The organism is Allobosea sp. FG18, from assembly GCF_057809495.1.
Map to the genome: position 1 here is coordinate 50,153 of NZ_JBMDKB010000024.1, position 15,270 is coordinate 65,422.

At 66.7% G+C, this 15,270-nt stretch carries 14 protein-coding genes and 1 tRNA gene; 6 read left to right on the top strand and 9 right to left on the bottom strand.

Annotated features, from left to right (window positions below):
* Positions 1-66: 66 nt before the first annotated feature.
* Positions 67-237, bottom strand: coding sequence for a hypothetical protein (locus ACODTJ_RS23690; RefSeq protein WP_454657424.1), 171 nt, complete (start codon positions 235-237; stop codon positions 67-69).
* A 436-nt stretch (positions 238-673) separates the two neighbouring features.
* Between ACODTJ_RS23690 and ACODTJ_RS23695 the strand changes: the two genes are divergently transcribed.
* A complete protein-coding gene (locus tag ACODTJ_RS23695) occupies positions 674-1,252 on the top strand; it encodes an alpha/beta family hydrolase (protein ID WP_454657423.1) in 579 nt (192 codons plus the stop codon).
* A 142-nt stretch (positions 1,253-1,394) separates the two neighbouring features.
* Here ACODTJ_RS23695 and ACODTJ_RS23700 read toward each other — a convergent pair.
* Positions 1,395-1,472 (bottom strand) — tRNA-Pro (locus ACODTJ_RS23700).
* Positions 1,473-1,671: 199 nt separating this feature from the next.
* Here ACODTJ_RS23700 and ACODTJ_RS23705 point away from each other — a divergent pair.
* A complete protein-coding gene (locus ACODTJ_RS23705; RefSeq protein WP_454657422.1) occupies positions 1,672-2,490 on the top strand; it encodes a class I SAM-dependent methyltransferase in 819 nt (272 codons plus the stop codon).
* Here ACODTJ_RS23705 and ACODTJ_RS23710 read toward each other — a convergent pair.
* The 3 genes from ACODTJ_RS23710 to ACODTJ_RS23720 are packed head-to-tail and all read right to left on the bottom strand — an operon-like array spanning position 2,460 to position 6,393.
* Positions 2,460-3,611 carry an acyltransferase family protein gene (locus ACODTJ_RS23710; RefSeq protein WP_454657421.1) on the bottom strand — a complete coding sequence of 384 codons (1,152 nt, stop codon included), beginning with the start codon at positions 3,609-3,611 and terminating at the stop codon, positions 2,460-2,462. The two genes, ACODTJ_RS23705 and ACODTJ_RS23710, sit on opposite strands and share 31 nt — an antisense overlap.
* Positions 3,608-4,843: an O-antigen ligase family protein gene (locus ACODTJ_RS23715; RefSeq protein ID WP_454657420.1), complete on the bottom strand. Its 1,236-nt coding sequence runs from the start codon at positions 4,841-4,843 to the stop codon at positions 3,608-3,610. The genes ACODTJ_RS23710 and ACODTJ_RS23715 overlap by 4 nt, the downstream gene beginning before the upstream one ends.
* A complete protein-coding gene (locus ACODTJ_RS23720; protein ID WP_454657419.1) occupies positions 4,840-6,393 on the bottom strand; it encodes an undecaprenyl-phosphate glucose phosphotransferase in 1,554 nt (517 codons plus the stop codon). Before ACODTJ_RS23720 ends, ACODTJ_RS23715 begins: the two co-directional genes overlap by 4 nt.
* Before the next feature lie 521 nt (positions 6,394-6,914).
* Here ACODTJ_RS23720 and ACODTJ_RS23725 point away from each other — a divergent pair.
* Positions 6,915-7,268, top strand: a complete 354-nt coding sequence (locus tag ACODTJ_RS23725) for a DMT family transporter (RefSeq protein ID WP_454657418.1) — start codon at positions 6,915-6,917, stop codon at positions 7,266-7,268.
* The gene (locus ACODTJ_RS23730; protein ID WP_454657417.1) at positions 7,265-7,600 is read left to right on the top strand and encodes an SMR family transporter; all 336 of its coding nucleotides are present in this window, start codon (positions 7,265-7,267) and stop codon (positions 7,598-7,600) included. Before ACODTJ_RS23725 ends, ACODTJ_RS23730 begins: the two co-directional genes overlap by 4 nt.
* A gap of 160 nt (positions 7,601-7,760) precedes the next feature.
* Here ACODTJ_RS23730 and ACODTJ_RS23735 read toward each other — a convergent pair whose 3' ends face one another.
* Both ACODTJ_RS23735 and ACODTJ_RS23740 read right to left on the bottom strand, forming a co-directional pair.
* On the bottom strand, positions 7,761-8,927 hold the full coding sequence (locus ACODTJ_RS23735; RefSeq protein WP_454657416.1) for a glycosyltransferase: 1,167 nt from the start codon (positions 8,925-8,927) through the stop codon (positions 7,761-7,763).
* Between the two features lie 16 nt (positions 8,928-8,943).
* The gene (locus tag ACODTJ_RS23740) at positions 8,944-9,504 is read right to left on the bottom strand and encodes a polysaccharide biosynthesis/export family protein (protein ID WP_454657415.1); all 561 of its coding nucleotides are present in this window, start codon (positions 9,502-9,504) and stop codon (positions 8,944-8,946) included.
* A gap of 677 nt (positions 9,505-10,181) precedes the next feature.
* Here ACODTJ_RS23740 and ACODTJ_RS23745 point away from each other — a divergent pair.
* Positions 10,182-12,347 carry a GumC family protein gene (locus tag ACODTJ_RS23745; protein ID WP_454657414.1) on the top strand — a complete coding sequence of 722 codons (2,166 nt, stop codon included), beginning with the start codon at positions 10,182-10,184 and terminating at the stop codon, positions 12,345-12,347.
* Between the two features lie 22 nt (positions 12,348-12,369).
* Here ACODTJ_RS23745 and ACODTJ_RS23750 read toward each other — a convergent pair whose 3' ends face one another.
* A complete protein-coding gene (locus ACODTJ_RS23750; protein WP_488850264.1) occupies positions 12,370-13,596 on the bottom strand; it encodes a GNAT family N-acetyltransferase in 1,227 nt (408 codons plus the stop codon).
* A gap of 135 nt (positions 13,597-13,731) precedes the next feature.
* Between ACODTJ_RS23750 and ACODTJ_RS23755 the strand changes: the two genes are divergently transcribed.
* Positions 13,732-14,793 (top strand): polysaccharide deacetylase family protein, encoded by a 1,062-nt coding sequence (locus tag ACODTJ_RS23755; protein WP_454657412.1) that lies wholly within the window; start codon positions 13,732-13,734, stop codon positions 14,791-14,793.
* Positions 14,794-14,974: 181 nt separating this feature from the next.
* Here ACODTJ_RS23755 and ACODTJ_RS23760 read toward each other — a convergent pair whose 3' ends face one another.
* Positions 14,975-15,184 carry a DUF2842 domain-containing protein gene (locus tag ACODTJ_RS23760; protein WP_454657411.1) on the bottom strand — a complete coding sequence of 70 codons (210 nt, stop codon included), beginning with the start codon at positions 15,182-15,184 and terminating at the stop codon, positions 14,975-14,977.
* Between the last annotated feature and the right edge of the window lie 86 nt (positions 15,185-15,270).

Here is a 15,270-nt window from a genome sequence, read left to right on the forward strand (position 1 = left end):
CGCCATCAAGGGCCATCGCAGATGACTATGGGCTGAACGCGGGACGCGCGGGGGCGGACCGGATCGCTACTCGACGGCCGTGGCCAGGTCGCGATGATCGATCTGTGCGACCCGCTCGGCTTCGTGGCTGCTCGAGACCAGGCGCAAATCGGGCCGGCCGGCCGGCTGCACTGAAGGAAGATCCTTCCGGTTGGCGGCGGCACGACGAATCTGGGCCCGTCGCGCGATGAGCGACATCTGATGCTTGTGTGTCATGGTGGAACTACCTGGAGCCGCACTTTCTTCATCGCATCGAAGCAAGTGTTCGAGCAGCCCCCATTTGGGGTATCTGCTTCCGCAGGCAGGCCTGCTGCCCTGATCAGATCACGAACATGAGGACCAGTGCCGCCGTTCCGTTGATCGCGGACAATAGCCAGTGCGGCACGGTGACGCCGATCACTGTCGCGGAAGCTCCATCCTGGTCGAGCATGAGCCCCTCACTCGGTTTCAGGACGAAAGCGCAGATCGGGCGCTGTCGCCCCCCATTTGGGAGAGGATCCCTACCGGGATGTGACGCCAGCCCGGGCAGTGCGTCTTGAACCGACGCAGAAAGAGCCGGGGACATCGCGAACGCGTCGATTGCGCGGCAAGGTGCGGGGTGGTGAAAGCCCCTCCCATGGGGATGAGAGTTTTCTTGTATCTGGCCGGGGATTCTCACCCGGTCGACCAGCATGTCGAGCAGGCTCTTCGTCGACGCCTTGCCGGGCAGGGTGTGCTGTTTCTTGGAGAACGCGACATCTGCGACGCGGATCGTGGGCTCGAGAAGCGAAAGTCGGCATTTGTACGCATGAGCGATCATTTCGCCGGAAAGCAGATGATCGCGATCGGTCGATCCTCCGGCGGGCGCATCATCTCCCTTGCCGCCAGCGAAGGAGCGCCCCTGACGGCCATGGTGGCGCTGGGCTACCCGTTCCGCGCGCCCGGCTCAGATGAAGACCCGGCACGAACACGGCATCTGGCGTCGCTTCAGGTGCCATTCCTCATTTTGCAGGGCGAAGCCGACTATTATGGCGCAAGAGAGTTGGCGATGGAGCGGTATCCCCTCTCGCCGGCCGTGCGCATCGAGGCAATCGAGGCCGAACACGACCTGCATCTTTCGCAAGAGCAGTGGGACATGATCGCGGCGCGAATCGTGCGACACGCCGATGAACAGCGATGGACCGCACGGCTGCAGCGGACGATATCGGGGCTCGCGAGGCGAATGTCCCGGTAGCTGGAGCCGCCGACCCGGCGCGAATAACGGAGACCTTGTGGAAGAGCCTTGTGCCGAGCCGCAGGGATTCTCGACATCCGCATGCCCGCGCAGCCGCAGTGCAGATCGCAACGGCTCGAAGCCGACGATTCTCGGGATGTAATGGTCGGAGCGAGAGGATTCGAACCTCCGACCCCTTGTCCCCCAGACAAGTGCGCTAACCGGGCTGCGCTACGCTCCGACGGGTCGGCTTATAGTGGTGAGGCGCGGCAGATGCAATGCGCTTCGATGCGATCATGAACAGTCTTGATGCTGGGCGCATGAAGCCGCCTTTCAGCAAGGCCAGCATGCGTTAACTGTTGTTTAACCTTCCCGTTGCGGCCGTCGGGCCCAGCAGCCAATGTCGTCTCGGGGCAGGGCACGCAGAAGCGGAGGCGATCATGACGATGGCAAGTCTTGCGATTGCAGGCTCCGGGCCGGGGCGCCGGACTACGGCGCAGCCGGCCGGCTCGCTTGCGACCTTCTTCGGAGGGATCAAGCCCGACTGGCACTCGCAATGGGCCTGGGACCACTACGAGGCGACCATTCTCGGATTGGCGCATCAGTTCGGCCTGCGCAGCGTCTGCGAGATCGGCGGCGGGCGCGATCCGCTGTTCACCCAGGAGCAGGCCGCCCGCAACGGCATCGACCTCATCGTCAACGACATCGATGCCGGCGAGCTGGCCCTGACGGGGCGGGGGCTCAGGACCGCGCGCTTCGATATCGCCGGAGACCTCTCCGAGCCCGATGTCCGGCGTGGCGGCTACGACATGATGGTCTCCCGCATGGTCTTCGAGCATGTCGACGGGGTCGAGCGCGCCTGGCGCAACATCCATGAATTGCTGGCGCCGGGCGGTGTGGCGCTCGCCTTCTTCCCGACGCTGTGGGCGCCCGTCTTCGCACTGAACCACGTCCTGCCGGAAAAGGCCTCGCACGCCATCGTCCACGCCCTGTTCCCGGCGCGCCGCGATGGCGGCGGCGATCCGAAGTTTCCTGCGCTCTACGATGGATGCCGCGGCGACCCGGCCGTGCTCGAGCCGATGTTGAAGCGGGCCGGCTTTGCCGAGACCCATGTCCAGCGCTTCTGGGGGCATGGCTATTTCGACCGGATGCCGGGGCTGAAGCAGCTCGACCACGCCTTCAATGCAACGGCGGCGCGGATCGGCTGGAATCTCGTGACGACCTACGCCTATGTCGTCGTGCGCAAGGGCAGGGGCTGAGCGCTTTCCGTCTGCGTCGAACCGGCCCCGCGCGGGCGGACCATCGCGGAAGGGAAACGCACCCGGCGCCCGATCGGGCGCTCGACACAGCCGTAGAGGAGCACCGAGGTGAGCGCCGCGGCCGTCATCGCGAGGGCGATGTAGAGTTCCAGCGGCAGCGCTCCTCCGACCAGCTTGACCCAGACTTCCCGCAGCGGCCGCAAGGCGAAGGGATGGAAGAGGTAGAGGCTGTAGGACGCGTTGCCGAGGCCGGTGAGCAGCAGCGCCAATCGCGGCGGGGCTCCGCGATAGAGCGCCGCGCCGCCGACGATCAGGGCAGCGGGCAGGCCCCAGCGCAGAGCCGGCGCGATCGTCTCCTGTCCATCAAGTCCGAGAAACCTGAACATGCCGGCGAAGCCGAGGGCAACCAGCAGCACGGCGCTTGCGGCCGGCAGCCGGATACCCTGTCGATGGACAAGCGCCAGCAGGCAGCCGAACAGGAATTCGAGGATGATCTGCTGCGTCCAGAAGGCGAGCTGCACCTGCGCCGGCTTCAGGAGCGCGCCGGCCAGGGCGAGGCCGGAGATGACGAGCGCGAGCGCGATCATGCCGCGCCGCAGGGGCAAAAGCAGCGCGCCGGCAAACAGCACGTAGAAGAACATCTCCAGGTTCAGCGTCCAGCCCAGCGCCATCACCGGTCTGATCTCGTCGCCGCCGCGCAGGCTCGGGATGAAGAGATAGGAGGCGAGGATGTGCTGCCAGTCGCCGAACGGCACGTTGAGCAACTGGGGAGCGATCAAGCCTCCGATCAGCAGGATGCTGGTCAGGAGCCAGTAGAGCGGCACGATCCTGGCGATGCGTCGGGCGAGGAAAATCCGCCAGGCGCCCGGCCGGCCAAACAGGTCGGCCGAGGTATGGACCATGATGAAGCCGGAAATCACGAAGAAGATATCGACGCCGATACCCCAATACATGAAGGACGCGTCGATGGCGGGCAGGCCCACGCGCGGGCCGATGGCCTCCGTCTCATGGGCGGCATGGCCGAAGACCACCAGCAGTGCGGCGATCGCGCGCAGGGCCTGGATGGTCTCGATCTGACCACCCGGGGCATTCTCGCGGGTCGATGGCGCTGCTGCCGTCACGAGCGCTCCTCGCCGCCGCCGTCGCCTGGTCGCAATGCGGCCAGACCCCAGATCAGGCCCAGCATCAGATAGAGATGCCGCCAGTGGTCGCTGTCGATCTGGGAGCCCTGCAGGATGGTGACGAAAAGCACGGACCAGATCGCGATGGCATGCAGCTGTGTCGGGCCCGGCCGGAACACCACCCGCCAGCCGATATAGGAGGTTGCAACCATCAGGCTGGCCCAGGACAGCCCGCCGAGCCAGCCATAGGAGGCGAAGGCATTGATGTAGACATTGTGCGGGTCGGCCTGGTTGAAGATCCAGCGGAATTGCAGGGGCCCGAAGCCGTTGGGCGCATCGAGCAGCATCGGAATGGCGCGCAGCTGGTTGCCGAAGCGGCCGGTGACGCCCAGGTCATAGTCCTGGTTGAGGCTGGCGCGTGCGTCGAAGACGTTGCGGATCTCCTCGAAGGAGAGCGCGACCAGCAGCGCTGCGAACGCCGCGGCGAGTGCCGCAAGCGACATCGTGACGATGCGCGCCCGGCGCGCGGCGTCGGACGCGGTCAGGAAGGTGAGAGCGACCATCAACGCCGCCGAGACGAGGAGCACGCCCCAGGCGCCACGGGAGAAGGTGAGAAACAGCGCGGCGAGCGGTACGCTGAGCGTGATGAGGCCGCGCAGCATGCCGACCTGACCGGTCAGTATCCGTTGCAGGACATAGACGATCGGCAGGGCGAGATAGGGCCCCAGCACGTTGGGGTCCTTGAAGGTGCCGGAGGCGCGGCCGTAGAGCGTGAAGGCCTGGCCGAGCCCGGCGATGTCGAAATAGCCGAGAAGTGCCGCCAATCCCGCGATCCAGGCAGCGAACAGGTAGCCGCGGCGCAGTGTCTCCAGCCTTCCGGCTGCATCCTGCGACATGATGCCGGCGATGAAGACTGCCGTGATCATCAGATAGACCGATACGGCGGTGAAGCGCACCGCGTCGCCGTCGCTCATCCAGGGAATGAGGGAGACGATGCCGCCGATATTGTAGCCAAGCAGCAGCACGGCGAGCGGCAGGAGCTTCTGGGAGAACCGGATGCCCGTCAGCGCGAAGACGAACAGCGCCAGCAGGAAGACGACCTCATACGGCGAGGGCTCGATCAGCGCGAGCCCGCTGGATGCACCGAGCAGCCACAAGATGCCGCGCTTGATCGCCGCGTAGGAGATCGTCAGTCGTTCGCCGCGCGGCGGGGTCTGCGCCAGCGTGCTCAATAGGCGTTCTCGTTCTTGGTCAGCAGCGAGAACGGCGTCTTCAGCAGGATGTAGAGGTCCAGCAGCACGGACCAGTTCTCGATATAGTAGAGGTCGTGCTCGACGCGCCGCTGGATCTTCTCGTCGGTGTCGGTCTCGCCGCGCCAGCCGTTGATCTGGGCCCAGCCGGTGATGCCGGGCTTGACCTTGTGGCGCGCGAAATAGCCGTCCACCACCTGCTCATAGGCGCGGTTCGAGGCCTTGGCATGGATCGCATGCGGGCGCGGCCCGACCAGCGAGAGGTCGCCCTTGAAGACGACGTTCATGAGCTGCGGCAGTTCGTCGATCGAGGTCTTGCGGATGAAGCGGCCGACGCGGGTGACCCGCGGGTCGTCCTTGGTGACCTGCTTGGCCGCGGCATGGTCGGCCATGTCGTGGCGCAGCGAGCGGAACTTCAGGACGTCGACGGTCTCGTTGTTGAAGCCGTAGCGCTTCTGGCGGAAGAACACCGGCCCCTTGGAATCGAGCTTGATCGCGATCGCGGTCGCCAGCATCACCGGCGAGAGCGCGATCAGCGCGAGCGTGCCGACGACCTTGTCGAACGCCCATTTGACGACGATGTCCCAGTCGGCGATCGGCCGGTCGAAGACGTCGAGCACCGGCACGGCGCCGAAATAGGAATAGGAGCGCGGGCGCAGGCGCAGCTTCGACATGTGGGCTGAAAGGCGGATGTCGATCGGCAGCACCCAGAGCTTGCGCAGCATGGTCAGAAGCCGCGCTTCAGCCGAGATCGGCAGGGTGAAGATGACGAGATCGAGTTTGGTGCGACGCGCGAACTCGACGAGATCGTCGATCGTGCCGAGCTTGGGATAGCCGGCGACGAGATCGGGCGAGCGCTCGTCGTTGCGGTCGTCGAACACGCCGCAGATGCGCAGGCCCGTATCTTTCTGGGTTTCCAGGGCGCGGATCAGGGCCTCGCCCGCTTCGCCGCCGCCGACGATCGCCGTACGCCGCTCCAGCCGGCCGCTGCGGGTGAGATAGCGCACGCCGGTCGTCATGATCACGCGCCCCGCGAGCAGGGCGCCGACGCCGGAGAAATAGAAGCCGATCAGCCAGACGCGCGAAACCTGATCGCCGATCTTCAGGAAGAAGAAGGCCGCGAGCGCGACCAGGAAGAGCATGGTCCAGCCGGTGACCAGCCTGACCGCGCTGCCGATGAAATGGCGCAGCGCGCCGATCGGGTAGAGCTGCAATGCCTGGAAGAGCGCCAGCGCGCCGAGAGCCAACGCCCCGACCGTCACCTGGTAAGGCAGCGTGTATTCGACCTTTCCGGCCGCATAGAGCCAGTAGATCAGCCCGCCCGTGCCGAGTACGGCGATCAAGTCGAGCAGCCGGGCCACGCCCTCGATCATAACCGGGGAGAGGGTCGGCTTGACGGGGATGGCCGCGATGCGTTCGGCCAGTGGATGGAAGCGCCGCGTCGGCCCTTTCTCGGTCCCGCCGAAGACATCCGGCGTCGCCGAGGCGGCCGCGTCCGCCTTCATCATATCGCGGACATCGAAAGTCCCCATAAGCCTACATCCTCAACTCGGAGCGCCGCGCCGGGGGTGCAGCGATCCCGGTTCGGCTCTACCCGAAATTGCTCACGGAACGTTTAATCGGACCGCTCGCTGTTTCGATGGATTCGTAAGCCTTCGAGCTCCGGCGGCGGCCCGCGCCGGACCCGTTTTGCACTCTGCGAAAACGCGATGGCGAAAAAGTGGATTTTGTCTTGGCCTGCCAGTGATTTGGCACAGGTCTAGAATGGTCGAAGAAGCCGCGATTTCCCGCAAGTGATTGTTATTGCAAGTGATCGTGAGTTGACAGATTGGATTGGCGTAGGCATATTGGCAATCGATGAGTGTCTGAGAAGCATATAACGCTCAAGAAGAGCGCCGCGCCTCGATAGGTTTTTTTTCTATGGCGTCGGTTGCTGGAGCAAAGCTCCGGCTCAGTCTTCTTTTTGGATCCATCGATTTAAAACTCTAACGATTGCTTGGCTGTCCCTGCGTCGCACCCGTGACGTTCAGCGCCGGCTTTGCCCGTGTGCATCATGTCTTTTCATTGGTTGGTTCTGCTCGCGGCAATCGCCGTCGAGATCGTCGCGACGGCCGCGCTGAAGTCGGCCGTCTCCACCTCATGGCTCGTCGGCTCATTGCCGCTGGTCCTGATCGGCTTCTCCTTCATCCTGCTCAGCATCGCGCTGCGCGTCATCCCCATGGCGGTCGCCTATGCCGTCTGGGAAGGGCTCGGCATCGTCGGCATCGCGGTCATCGGCCATGTGCTCTTCGGCGAGCATCTGACCCCCGCGCGAGCGGCAGGGCTCGCCGCCATCCTGGCAGGCATCCTGCTCATCGAGAATGGCGTGGGGCACGAACGCAGCGAGGATCACGGGAGGTTCGCGTGAATGCCTCCTTTGTGCAGGCTGCGCCGTTCCTCTGGCTCCTGCTTGCCGTCGCCCTCGAAATCGGCGGTACCTATCTGCTCAAGCTCTCGGACGGCATGAGCCGTCGCATCATGGGCGCCGGCGGTATCGTTCTCGTCATGGGTGCCTTCGCTGCGCTCGCAAAGGCGATCGAGGGCATGGACCTCTCGGTGGCCTATGCGGTCTGGGGCGGGGCGGGGCTGGTGATCACCGCCGTCATCGGTGCTTTGGTCTTCGGCCAGCGCATCAGGCCGGCGGGCTGGCTCGGCATCCTGCTCGTGGTCTGTGGCGTCGTCGCGCTTAAGCTGGTCTGAAGGTCTGTCGGAGCCACCTTTGTCATTCCGGGGCGTGCCGCAGGCGCGAACCCGGAACCCACGACTGGGTGGGAGATCTTGTGTTTCGTTGCCAGCGGCTCGCCCGGTCGTGGGTTCCGGGTTCTTCGCTGCGCGAAGCCCCGGAATGACAAAGGGCGCGTCAGACGATGCCGCGTGTCTTGAGTGCTTCGCGATAGCCGGCGATGACGCCGTCGACCATGTCGTCCAGGCGGAAATTCTGCCGGACGTGGCCGGCGAGGTCCGCCGCCTGGGCGAGGCGCTCGGGCCCCGGTGTCTCCAGCATCGCCCGGATCGCCCCGGCAAGGATCGCCGGGTCGTCGGCCGGGATCAGGCGCTGGCGATGGTTGGGGCCGTAGATCTCGCCGATGCCGCCGACATCGGTCGAGATCAGCGGCTGCGCGGCCGCTGCCGCTTCCAGGATGACGTAGGGCAGGGACTCGGCTCGCGACGGGATGACCATGGCGCGGGCGCGCGCCAGTGCTTTGCGGATGGGGGCCGGCGGCTCGAAGGCGCACTGGTCGGCGATGCCGCGCTCGCGCGTCATCTGCTTCAGTTCGCTTTCGTCCGGGCCTGAGCCGACGATGAGAATGCGCGGCGTCAGCCCGTCCCGCCGGCGCAGCAGCGCCAGTGCATCGATCAGGGTGTCGACGCCCTTGGCCGAGCGCAGCTCGCCCAGATAGAGCAGGTCGAATTCGGCGGCCTCGTGATCGATCGGCTCGAATTCCGCGTCGGAAACCCCGTTGAGCACGATGCGATGATCCGTGCGCGGTAGGTGGCCGACATGGGCTTCGAAGCGGCCGGCGATGAAGCGGCTCTCGAACAGGAACATGTCGGTCGCGCCTTCGAGCAGGCGCTCGACGCTCATATAGACCTTATGCTCCACGCTGCCGGGCTTGTAGTTGAAGCTGCCGCCATGGGGCGTGTAGGCGGTGACATAGCGCCGGCCGGGCGAAAACAGCGCGGGGATGCGGCCATAGACCCCGCCCTTCGAGCCGTGGCAATGCACCACGTCCGGCGCGAGGCGTCGCCGCAGCGAGATCTCGGAAAACTGGGCCTTGAGGTCGGTGGCGTTCGGGTAGCGCGACATCGGCACCCGGGTCACGCCCAGCGTCAACTGGCCGGCGAGCTCGCGGAAGACCGCGTCGGCCCGCGCTCCGCCGGTGCTGGAATCGCAGAAGATGCCGACGTTGTGGCCGCGCTCGACCTGGCCGCGCGCGACATCGAGGACATGCCGGAACAGCCCGCCGAGCGGCGCGCGGAAGACATGCAGGATTTTCAGGGGGCGGGCGGCGAGATTGTCCGTCATCGAGCGCGCCGCAATCTCAGAACCAGCGTTCCTTGATGACGATCGTATCGCCGGGCTGCACCGGATAGGTGATCGGCACGGTCGCGGTCACGGTCTGGCCGTCGATCTGGCGCGTCACCTCGGCCGTGGAGCGCTGGCCGCGCGGCGTGAAGCCGCCGGCGATCGCGACCGCCGTCTGCACGGTCATGCCGTTAACATAGGGGAACTGGCCGGATTGGGTGACTTCGCCGAGCACGAAGAAGGGGCGGTATGTGTCGACCTCGACCGAAACCTTGGGCTCGCGCAGATAGCCGCCGCGCAGCTTGGCCTCGATCGCCTGGGCGAGATGCTGCGTCGTGCGTCCTTGCGCCTCGACCGAGCCGATCAGCGGCATCGCGATGCGCCCGGCGCCGTCGACGGCATAGATGTTGGAGAGATTGTCCTGCCCGAACACGATGACGCGCAGCCGGTCGCCGCTGGCCAGCCGATAAGGGCCGGCCGGCTCGGCGAGCGCATAGTCCGCCGCCGGATAGCGGGGCGCGCAGGCTCCCGCAGTCATGGCGGCAGCCAAGGCGAGAGAGGCGAGGCGTCGACTCATCACTGGCTTACCCGTGCAGAACTGGCCCGATCTTTAGACTCGACATGGTTAACAAAGGCTTCCCGCGAGGCGTTGCGGGCATCGACCGATCGGCCGCGTTGCCGCGTCTGGCTGCTTCGGATCGTTCGGGGGAGGGCGCGCAAAAACGCTGCCGACTGCGAGGCTGTGGGGGTAGCTGCAGTCGGCAGCGGCCCGATCATGGCGACACGTTTGATCGAGCGAGCCGAGATTCGCTTCTCCCGCTGAATGGCCGGTGAAGCCGCCGTTCAGAATGGCGGTAATGATCCGTTAAGCTTCCTTACCGGGCGCCGGGTCTCTCGCGCAGAATTTGCCGATTGCGAGCTGTCGAGAGGGACTGCGCCGGCAGGTGGGCGCGGTCGTCGTTTACGATCGAGAGGGTGGCCTTGCCGAAAATTCTGCTGCGCCGGCCCGTCTCTCCTGTGTGAAATCAAGGCGCCACGCGACTTTGATTGCGGCGCAAGGCCCGGTCGAAGCCGGGGTTTCCTGCGGCCGAATCGCCCCGGACGGCCGGCGCCCGAAGCGGGGGCGGGAGACGGCAAGGGCCAAAGCGGGGCCGCCATCCCGCCGGCATTTACCCGGCGATAACCTTACTGAGCTTTCAATGTCGCCCGCGTCTCTTCCACGGGACAAGAGTTTTGCGTCGATAGGTGGGCCCCATGACCGCTCAAGCTGGGATTGATGCGCGCGGCGCCGGCGAAGGCCGGGGCGACATGCTCGATCTCTCCGCCCTCTGGGCCGCGATCAAGCGCCGCAAGTTCTGGATCATCGCGCCGACGCTCGCCGCCCTCGGCCTGTCCTTCGTCGCGGTGAACGTCGTGACGCCGCGCTATACCGGCGAAGCCAAGCTGCTGCTGGAAAGCCGCGGCGGCTTCTATACGCTGCCGGGGCAGGCCGCGGCCGATAGCGGCCAGTTCGATTCCGAAGCGGTGCTGAGCCAGGTCCAGATCATCATGTCCCGCGACCTGGCGCGCGAGGCGGTGAAGCGGATCGGGCTCGTCGGCAATGCCGAATTCGATTCCGGCGTCGGAGCGTTGAGCGCGGTGCGCAAGCTCGCGGTGATGATCGGGCTCGGGGGGCATCCGGCCGACCGCTCCCCTGAGGAACGCGTTCTCGAGAAATACTACGATCGGCTGCTGGTCTTCCCCGTCGCCCGTTCGCGCATCGTCTCCATCGAATTCACCTCGAGCGATGCCGCGCTCGCCGCGAAGGCGGCCAACACCATTGCCGAGACCTATCTGGAGTTCCAGGAGGCGGCGAAGCAGGAGAACGCCCGCAGCGCCTCGAACTGGCTCTCGACCACGATCGAGCCCTTGCGCAAGCGCGTCGCCGAGGCCGAGGCCAGGGTCGAGGACTTCCGCTCGAAGAACGGCCTCTTCGCCGGCCCCAACAACACCACGATCACCTCCCAGCAGCTCACCGACCTGTCGGCGCAGCTCTCCAGCGCTCGCAGCCAGCAGGCCGAGTCGCAGGCCAAGGCGGGATTGATCCGCGATGCCATCAAGCAGGGCCGCACCTTCGAGATCCCCGACGTCGCCAATAATGACCTCGTCCGCCGGCTGATCGAGCAGCGCGTCAACCTGCGCGCCCAGATCGCGGCGGAATCGCGCAGCCTGCTGCCGGAGCATCCGCGGATCAAGGAGCTCAACGCCCAGCTTCTCGACCTCGAAGGCCAGCTTCGCGCCGCTGCCGAGCGCACCGTGCGCACGCTCGAGAACGAGGCCAAGATCGCCGGCCAGCGCGTCGAAAGCTTCCAGGCCGCGCTCGACGGGCAGAAGAAGAACGTCTCCAGCGCCAATGACAGCGAAGTGCAGCTGCGCGCGCTGGAGCGCGAGGCCCGCACGCTGCGTGAGCAGCTCGAGCAGTACATGCAGCGCTATCGCGAGGCGGTCGCGCGCGACACCATGAATGCCGCGCCGGCCGATGCCCGCATCATTTCGCGGGCGGTCGAGCCGACCGAGCCCTCCTTCCCGAAGAAGATCCCGGTCGTGCTGGTTGCGACGCTTGCGACCTTCCTGATCGCGCTGGCGACGATCGTGACCCGCGAATTGCTCAACGGCCAGGGGCGCCCCATGCCGGACGCCCCGCGCGGGCCGCGCTGGGTTTCCGCTGCCTCGTCCGAGGACGAGGATGAGGAGGCGCCCGGCCCGATGCCCGGCGCACCGCGCCATGCGCGCGTCGCCGGCCTGCTGACCCATGCCGGGAAGCTCGGCCAGATCCGGCTCGACCTGGACCAGCCCGAGCTGACGCTGGCCGAGATCGCCGAGCGGACCCGCGAGCCGTCGCGCGGCATGGCGCCGTTGGCGCTGGTCCTGGATGGCGCCGGCGACGAGGCTGCAAGGCCGCGGGACCTCGCCGAATTGCTGGCGCAGCGCTGCCGCTGTGTGCTCGTCGACCTGTCCACCGACCCCGCGGGCGGGGAGGCCGGCTTCTCGGAGCTTCTCGCCGGCGAGGCGCTGTTCTCCGACATCATCATGCGCGCGTCGGGTTCGCGGCTGCACCGTATCGGGGCCGGCCGCGCCGGTCGCGTCGCGGTGCTGGCGGCTCCCGATCTCGTCGATGTCGCGCTCGATGCGCTTTGCGAGACCTATGACTGGGTGCTGGTCGCGACCGCCTCGAACGACGACGGCGCGGTGCTGGCGCCGATCGCCCGCCGCGCGCAGGCCGGGCTCGTGATGAGCGGGCAAGTCGGCAACGGCCATGCGCTGGAAACGGCCTATCGCCTGAGCGAACTGACCGAGGCGCCGGTCACGTTGATCCTCGATGCCGAGGGCGGCGTGCCGATGCCCCCGGTGTCGCGCACGGAGGCGCCGGTCGACGCCTGAGCCGCCGGAGCCGGGCGCGGCCCTACTCGTCCTCTGTGCGTTTGCGCCGCAGCCAGCCCGATGCCCGGTGGGCGAGCTTCAGCGCAGCCGGCGAACGTTTGATCAGCCGCTTCAACTCGCGCTTCGTCCGGGCGATCCGCGCGAAGAGCCGGCCCTTGAAGGTCAGTGGCAGGAAGCTGTCGACGAGATCGTCATGGTCGTCGCAGAAGGTGGTCTTGTAGCGGGCTTCGCCGACTCCGAGATCGAAGACCGCCACGCCCTCCCGGGCTTTCAGGCGGATCAATTCGGCCAGCAGCAATTCGCCCGGACTGGTCTTGACGGTTTCGCTCGCCATGTCGAACGAGGTCGCCATGCCCGAGAAGCGCTCGCCCTGGGTCGCGCCGACATAGGTCGCCACCGGCCGACCTTCGAGATCGAGGGCATAGAGCTCGATCGCAGGGCGCTCGGAACGGCGATCCATCGCCGCCTGTTCCAGGAAAGCGCGCATCGCCGGCTCGGCGAAGGGGTCAGGCACGCCCATGACGCGGAAGCGCTCCGCCTTCTGCTCCAGGAACGCGTCGATGATCCGCGCGGCTTCGCCGGACCTCGTTGCCCGCGTCAGCACCGACGGCCCGAAATCCTTGAAGCGGCTGTGCTTGTTCTTGAGCTTCTTGCGCGCGTGGCTGCTCATCGAGCGCCTGAGCGTCGCATCGCCGTCGCCGGCGATCAGGGCGAGCTTGTAGGCGCGGCTCGGACTCGGGCCGGCGGCGAGCTGCGCGGCGGGGTTGCCGACGCCTTGCCAGGTGATCGGCTGGTTGACGAAGGCGAGCGCATCGAGTCCGCCGATGGCATTGCCGATCTCCGTCAACATCTGCGTCGTCAGGGCGGTGTCGAGCTGCGCGGCGAAACCCGGAGCGTAGAGCCCCATATGGTAGTTGGCGTGCTTTCCGCCGATGAACTCGGCAAAGCGGAAGCCGCTGCGGCCGGTGATCGTCAGCGGCAGCAAGGCGCAGAGTTTGCCGCCGGCATCGCGCACCAGCGCGTAGCGCAAGGCCATGCCGTGGGCTGCGCCGATCGTCTCGACGAAGGGCCTGATCCAGTCATAGCTCTGATAGGGCGTCACCAGCGCGGTCGCCTCGAACGCACGCCAGGTGTCGGCGAGCGCCGCGATATCGGTCTCGATCGCGATCGAGGCCCAGGGGCGTCGCGCGGTCCGGGCGGCGGTGGCCGCGTCTGAGTTGGCCGATGTCGAAGCGGCGATGGCGGGCATGTGTCCTTCGCCCATACGAGCAGAGCAGATGAGCGTCCTTAACCCGTCATTGTGAACGGATCGGCCACAATCCCTTGGTCCCGCCGCGCCATCGCGCGATAGCGTTAGCGGGTGGTTGCAAGGGGACGGTTGCATTTGGCGGCGATGAACGGGCGTCACAGGGCCATCGCGGCCGCATTCCGGGTGATGGCGGCGACCGGCGCCGACCGCTGGAGCCGTGGCTTTGCGCAAGGCGCGGGCGTGATCCTGACTCTGCACCATGTCCGGGCGGCGGAGCGGCGCGGCTTTGCGCCGAACGCGCTGCTCGACATCACCCCGGATTTCCTCGATCGCGCGCTGCGCCTGATCCGGGCCGAAGGCTACGACATCGTCTCGTTGCAGGAGGCGTTGGCGCGCCTGCGCAATCCCAAACCCGGCCGCTTCTTCGTCGCGCTGACCTTCGACGATGGCTACCGCGACAATGTCGAAGAGGCCTGGCCCGTCCTGGCGAAGCACGAGGCGCCCTGGACCCTGTTCGTGACGCCCGGCTTCGCCGATCGCACGGCGCGGCTCTGGTGGGTCGAGCTGGAGGAGGCGATCCGGACCCTGCCGCGGCTCGATCTCGCCCTGCCGGATGGCCGCTTCATGGCTCGGACCGAAACCGATGCCGAGAAGGACCGCGCCTTCGCCAGGCTCTACTGGCGTCTACGCCGCGGCCCGGAAGCGATTCTGCTCTCAGCGATTTCCACGTTGGCGGCCGAGGCCGGCATCGACCCGGCCGCCATTGTCGAGCGAGAATGCCTGCCCTGGGAGACGCTGCGGGCCTTGTCCGGTGCGCCGGGCGTGACCATCGGCGCCCATACCCTGACGCATCCGATGCTGGCGAAGCACGATGCGGATGTCGCGCGCCGCGAGATCGTCGAGAGCAGGCAGCGTCTGGAGACGGAGCTGGGTATCCCGATCCGCCATTTCGCCTATCCGGTCGGCGATCCCGATTCTGTCGGACCGCGCGATTTCGCGTTGGCGGCGGAGGCGGGCTTCGAGAGCGCGGTGACCACGCGGCCGGGCCATCTCTTTCCCGAGCATGCCGGCCATCTTCATGCCTTGCCGCGCGTCTCGCTCAACGGCCTGCATCAGAACGAGGCGGCGCTGCGGGCGCTGCTGTCTGGGCTGCCGTTCTGGCTGCGAAGTAGGGGGCGCAGGCTGGATGTCGGTTAGGGTTTTGCCCTCGGCTTGTCATTCCGGGGCTTCGCGGAGCGAAGAACCCGGAACCCACGACCGGGTGAGACATCTTGTGTTCAGTGGCCGGCGGCTCGCCCGGTCGTGGGTTCCGGGTTCGTGCCTGCGGCACGCCCCGGAATGACAACAGTGGTTCTTCCGCCGGGATCGGCGAAACGCCTCAAGCCTCGTCCTTGCGCTCCATCCACTTGATCAGCGGCAGCAGCGGCAGCACCCAGGCGAGGCCGAGCGCGATATAGGCGATGGTCTGCACCGGCTTCGACGCTTCGGTGATCCGCCCCTGCGCCAGCGCCATCGCGACGAGCGCGTAGACGCAGACGAAGACGAGGATCAGCACGGTCCCGACCAGCTTGCGGTTGCGTTGTTTCATCGGGCTCTCCACCGCGCGGACTGGGCTGCTGCGGCAATGCGGGCGTTGTCGCGCCGGAGCGACGGGTCTATGTCACCGGCGAGCGC

Bases quoted from the DNA above. Each gene is read 5' to 3' on its own strand.
- ACODTJ_RS23690 (WP_454657424.1), bottom strand. From the start codon at position 237: ATGTCGCTCATCGCGCGACGGGCCCAGATTCGTCGTGCCGCCGCCAAC.
- ACODTJ_RS23760 (WP_454657411.1), bottom strand. From the start codon at position 15,184: ATGAAACAACGCAACCGCAAGCTGGTCGGGACCGTGCTGATCCTCGTC.
- ACODTJ_RS23705 (WP_454657422.1), top strand. From the start codon at position 1,672: ATGACGATGGCAAGTCTTGCGATTGCAGGCTCCGGGCCGGGGCGCCGG.
- ACODTJ_RS23725 (WP_454657418.1), top strand. From the start codon at position 6,915: ATGTCTTTTCATTGGTTGGTTCTGCTCGCGGCAATCGCCGTCGAGATC.
- ACODTJ_RS23740 (WP_454657415.1), bottom strand. From the start codon at position 9,504: ATGAGTCGACGCCTCGCCTCTCTCGCCTTGGCTGCCGCCATGACTGCG.
- ACODTJ_RS23720 (WP_454657419.1), bottom strand. From the start codon at position 6,393: ATGGGGACTTTCGATGTCCGCGATATGATGAAGGCGGACGCGGCCGCC.
- ACODTJ_RS23745 (WP_454657414.1), top strand. From the start codon at position 10,182: ATGACCGCTCAAGCTGGGATTGATGCGCGCGGCGCCGGCGAAGGCCGG.
- ACODTJ_RS23750 (WP_488850264.1), bottom strand. From the start codon at position 13,596: ATGCCCGCCATCGCCGCTTCGACATCGGCCAACTCAGACGCGGCCACC.
- ACODTJ_RS23735 (WP_454657416.1), bottom strand. From the start codon at position 8,927: ATGACGGACAATCTCGCCGCCCGCCCCCTGAAAATCCTGCATGTCTTC.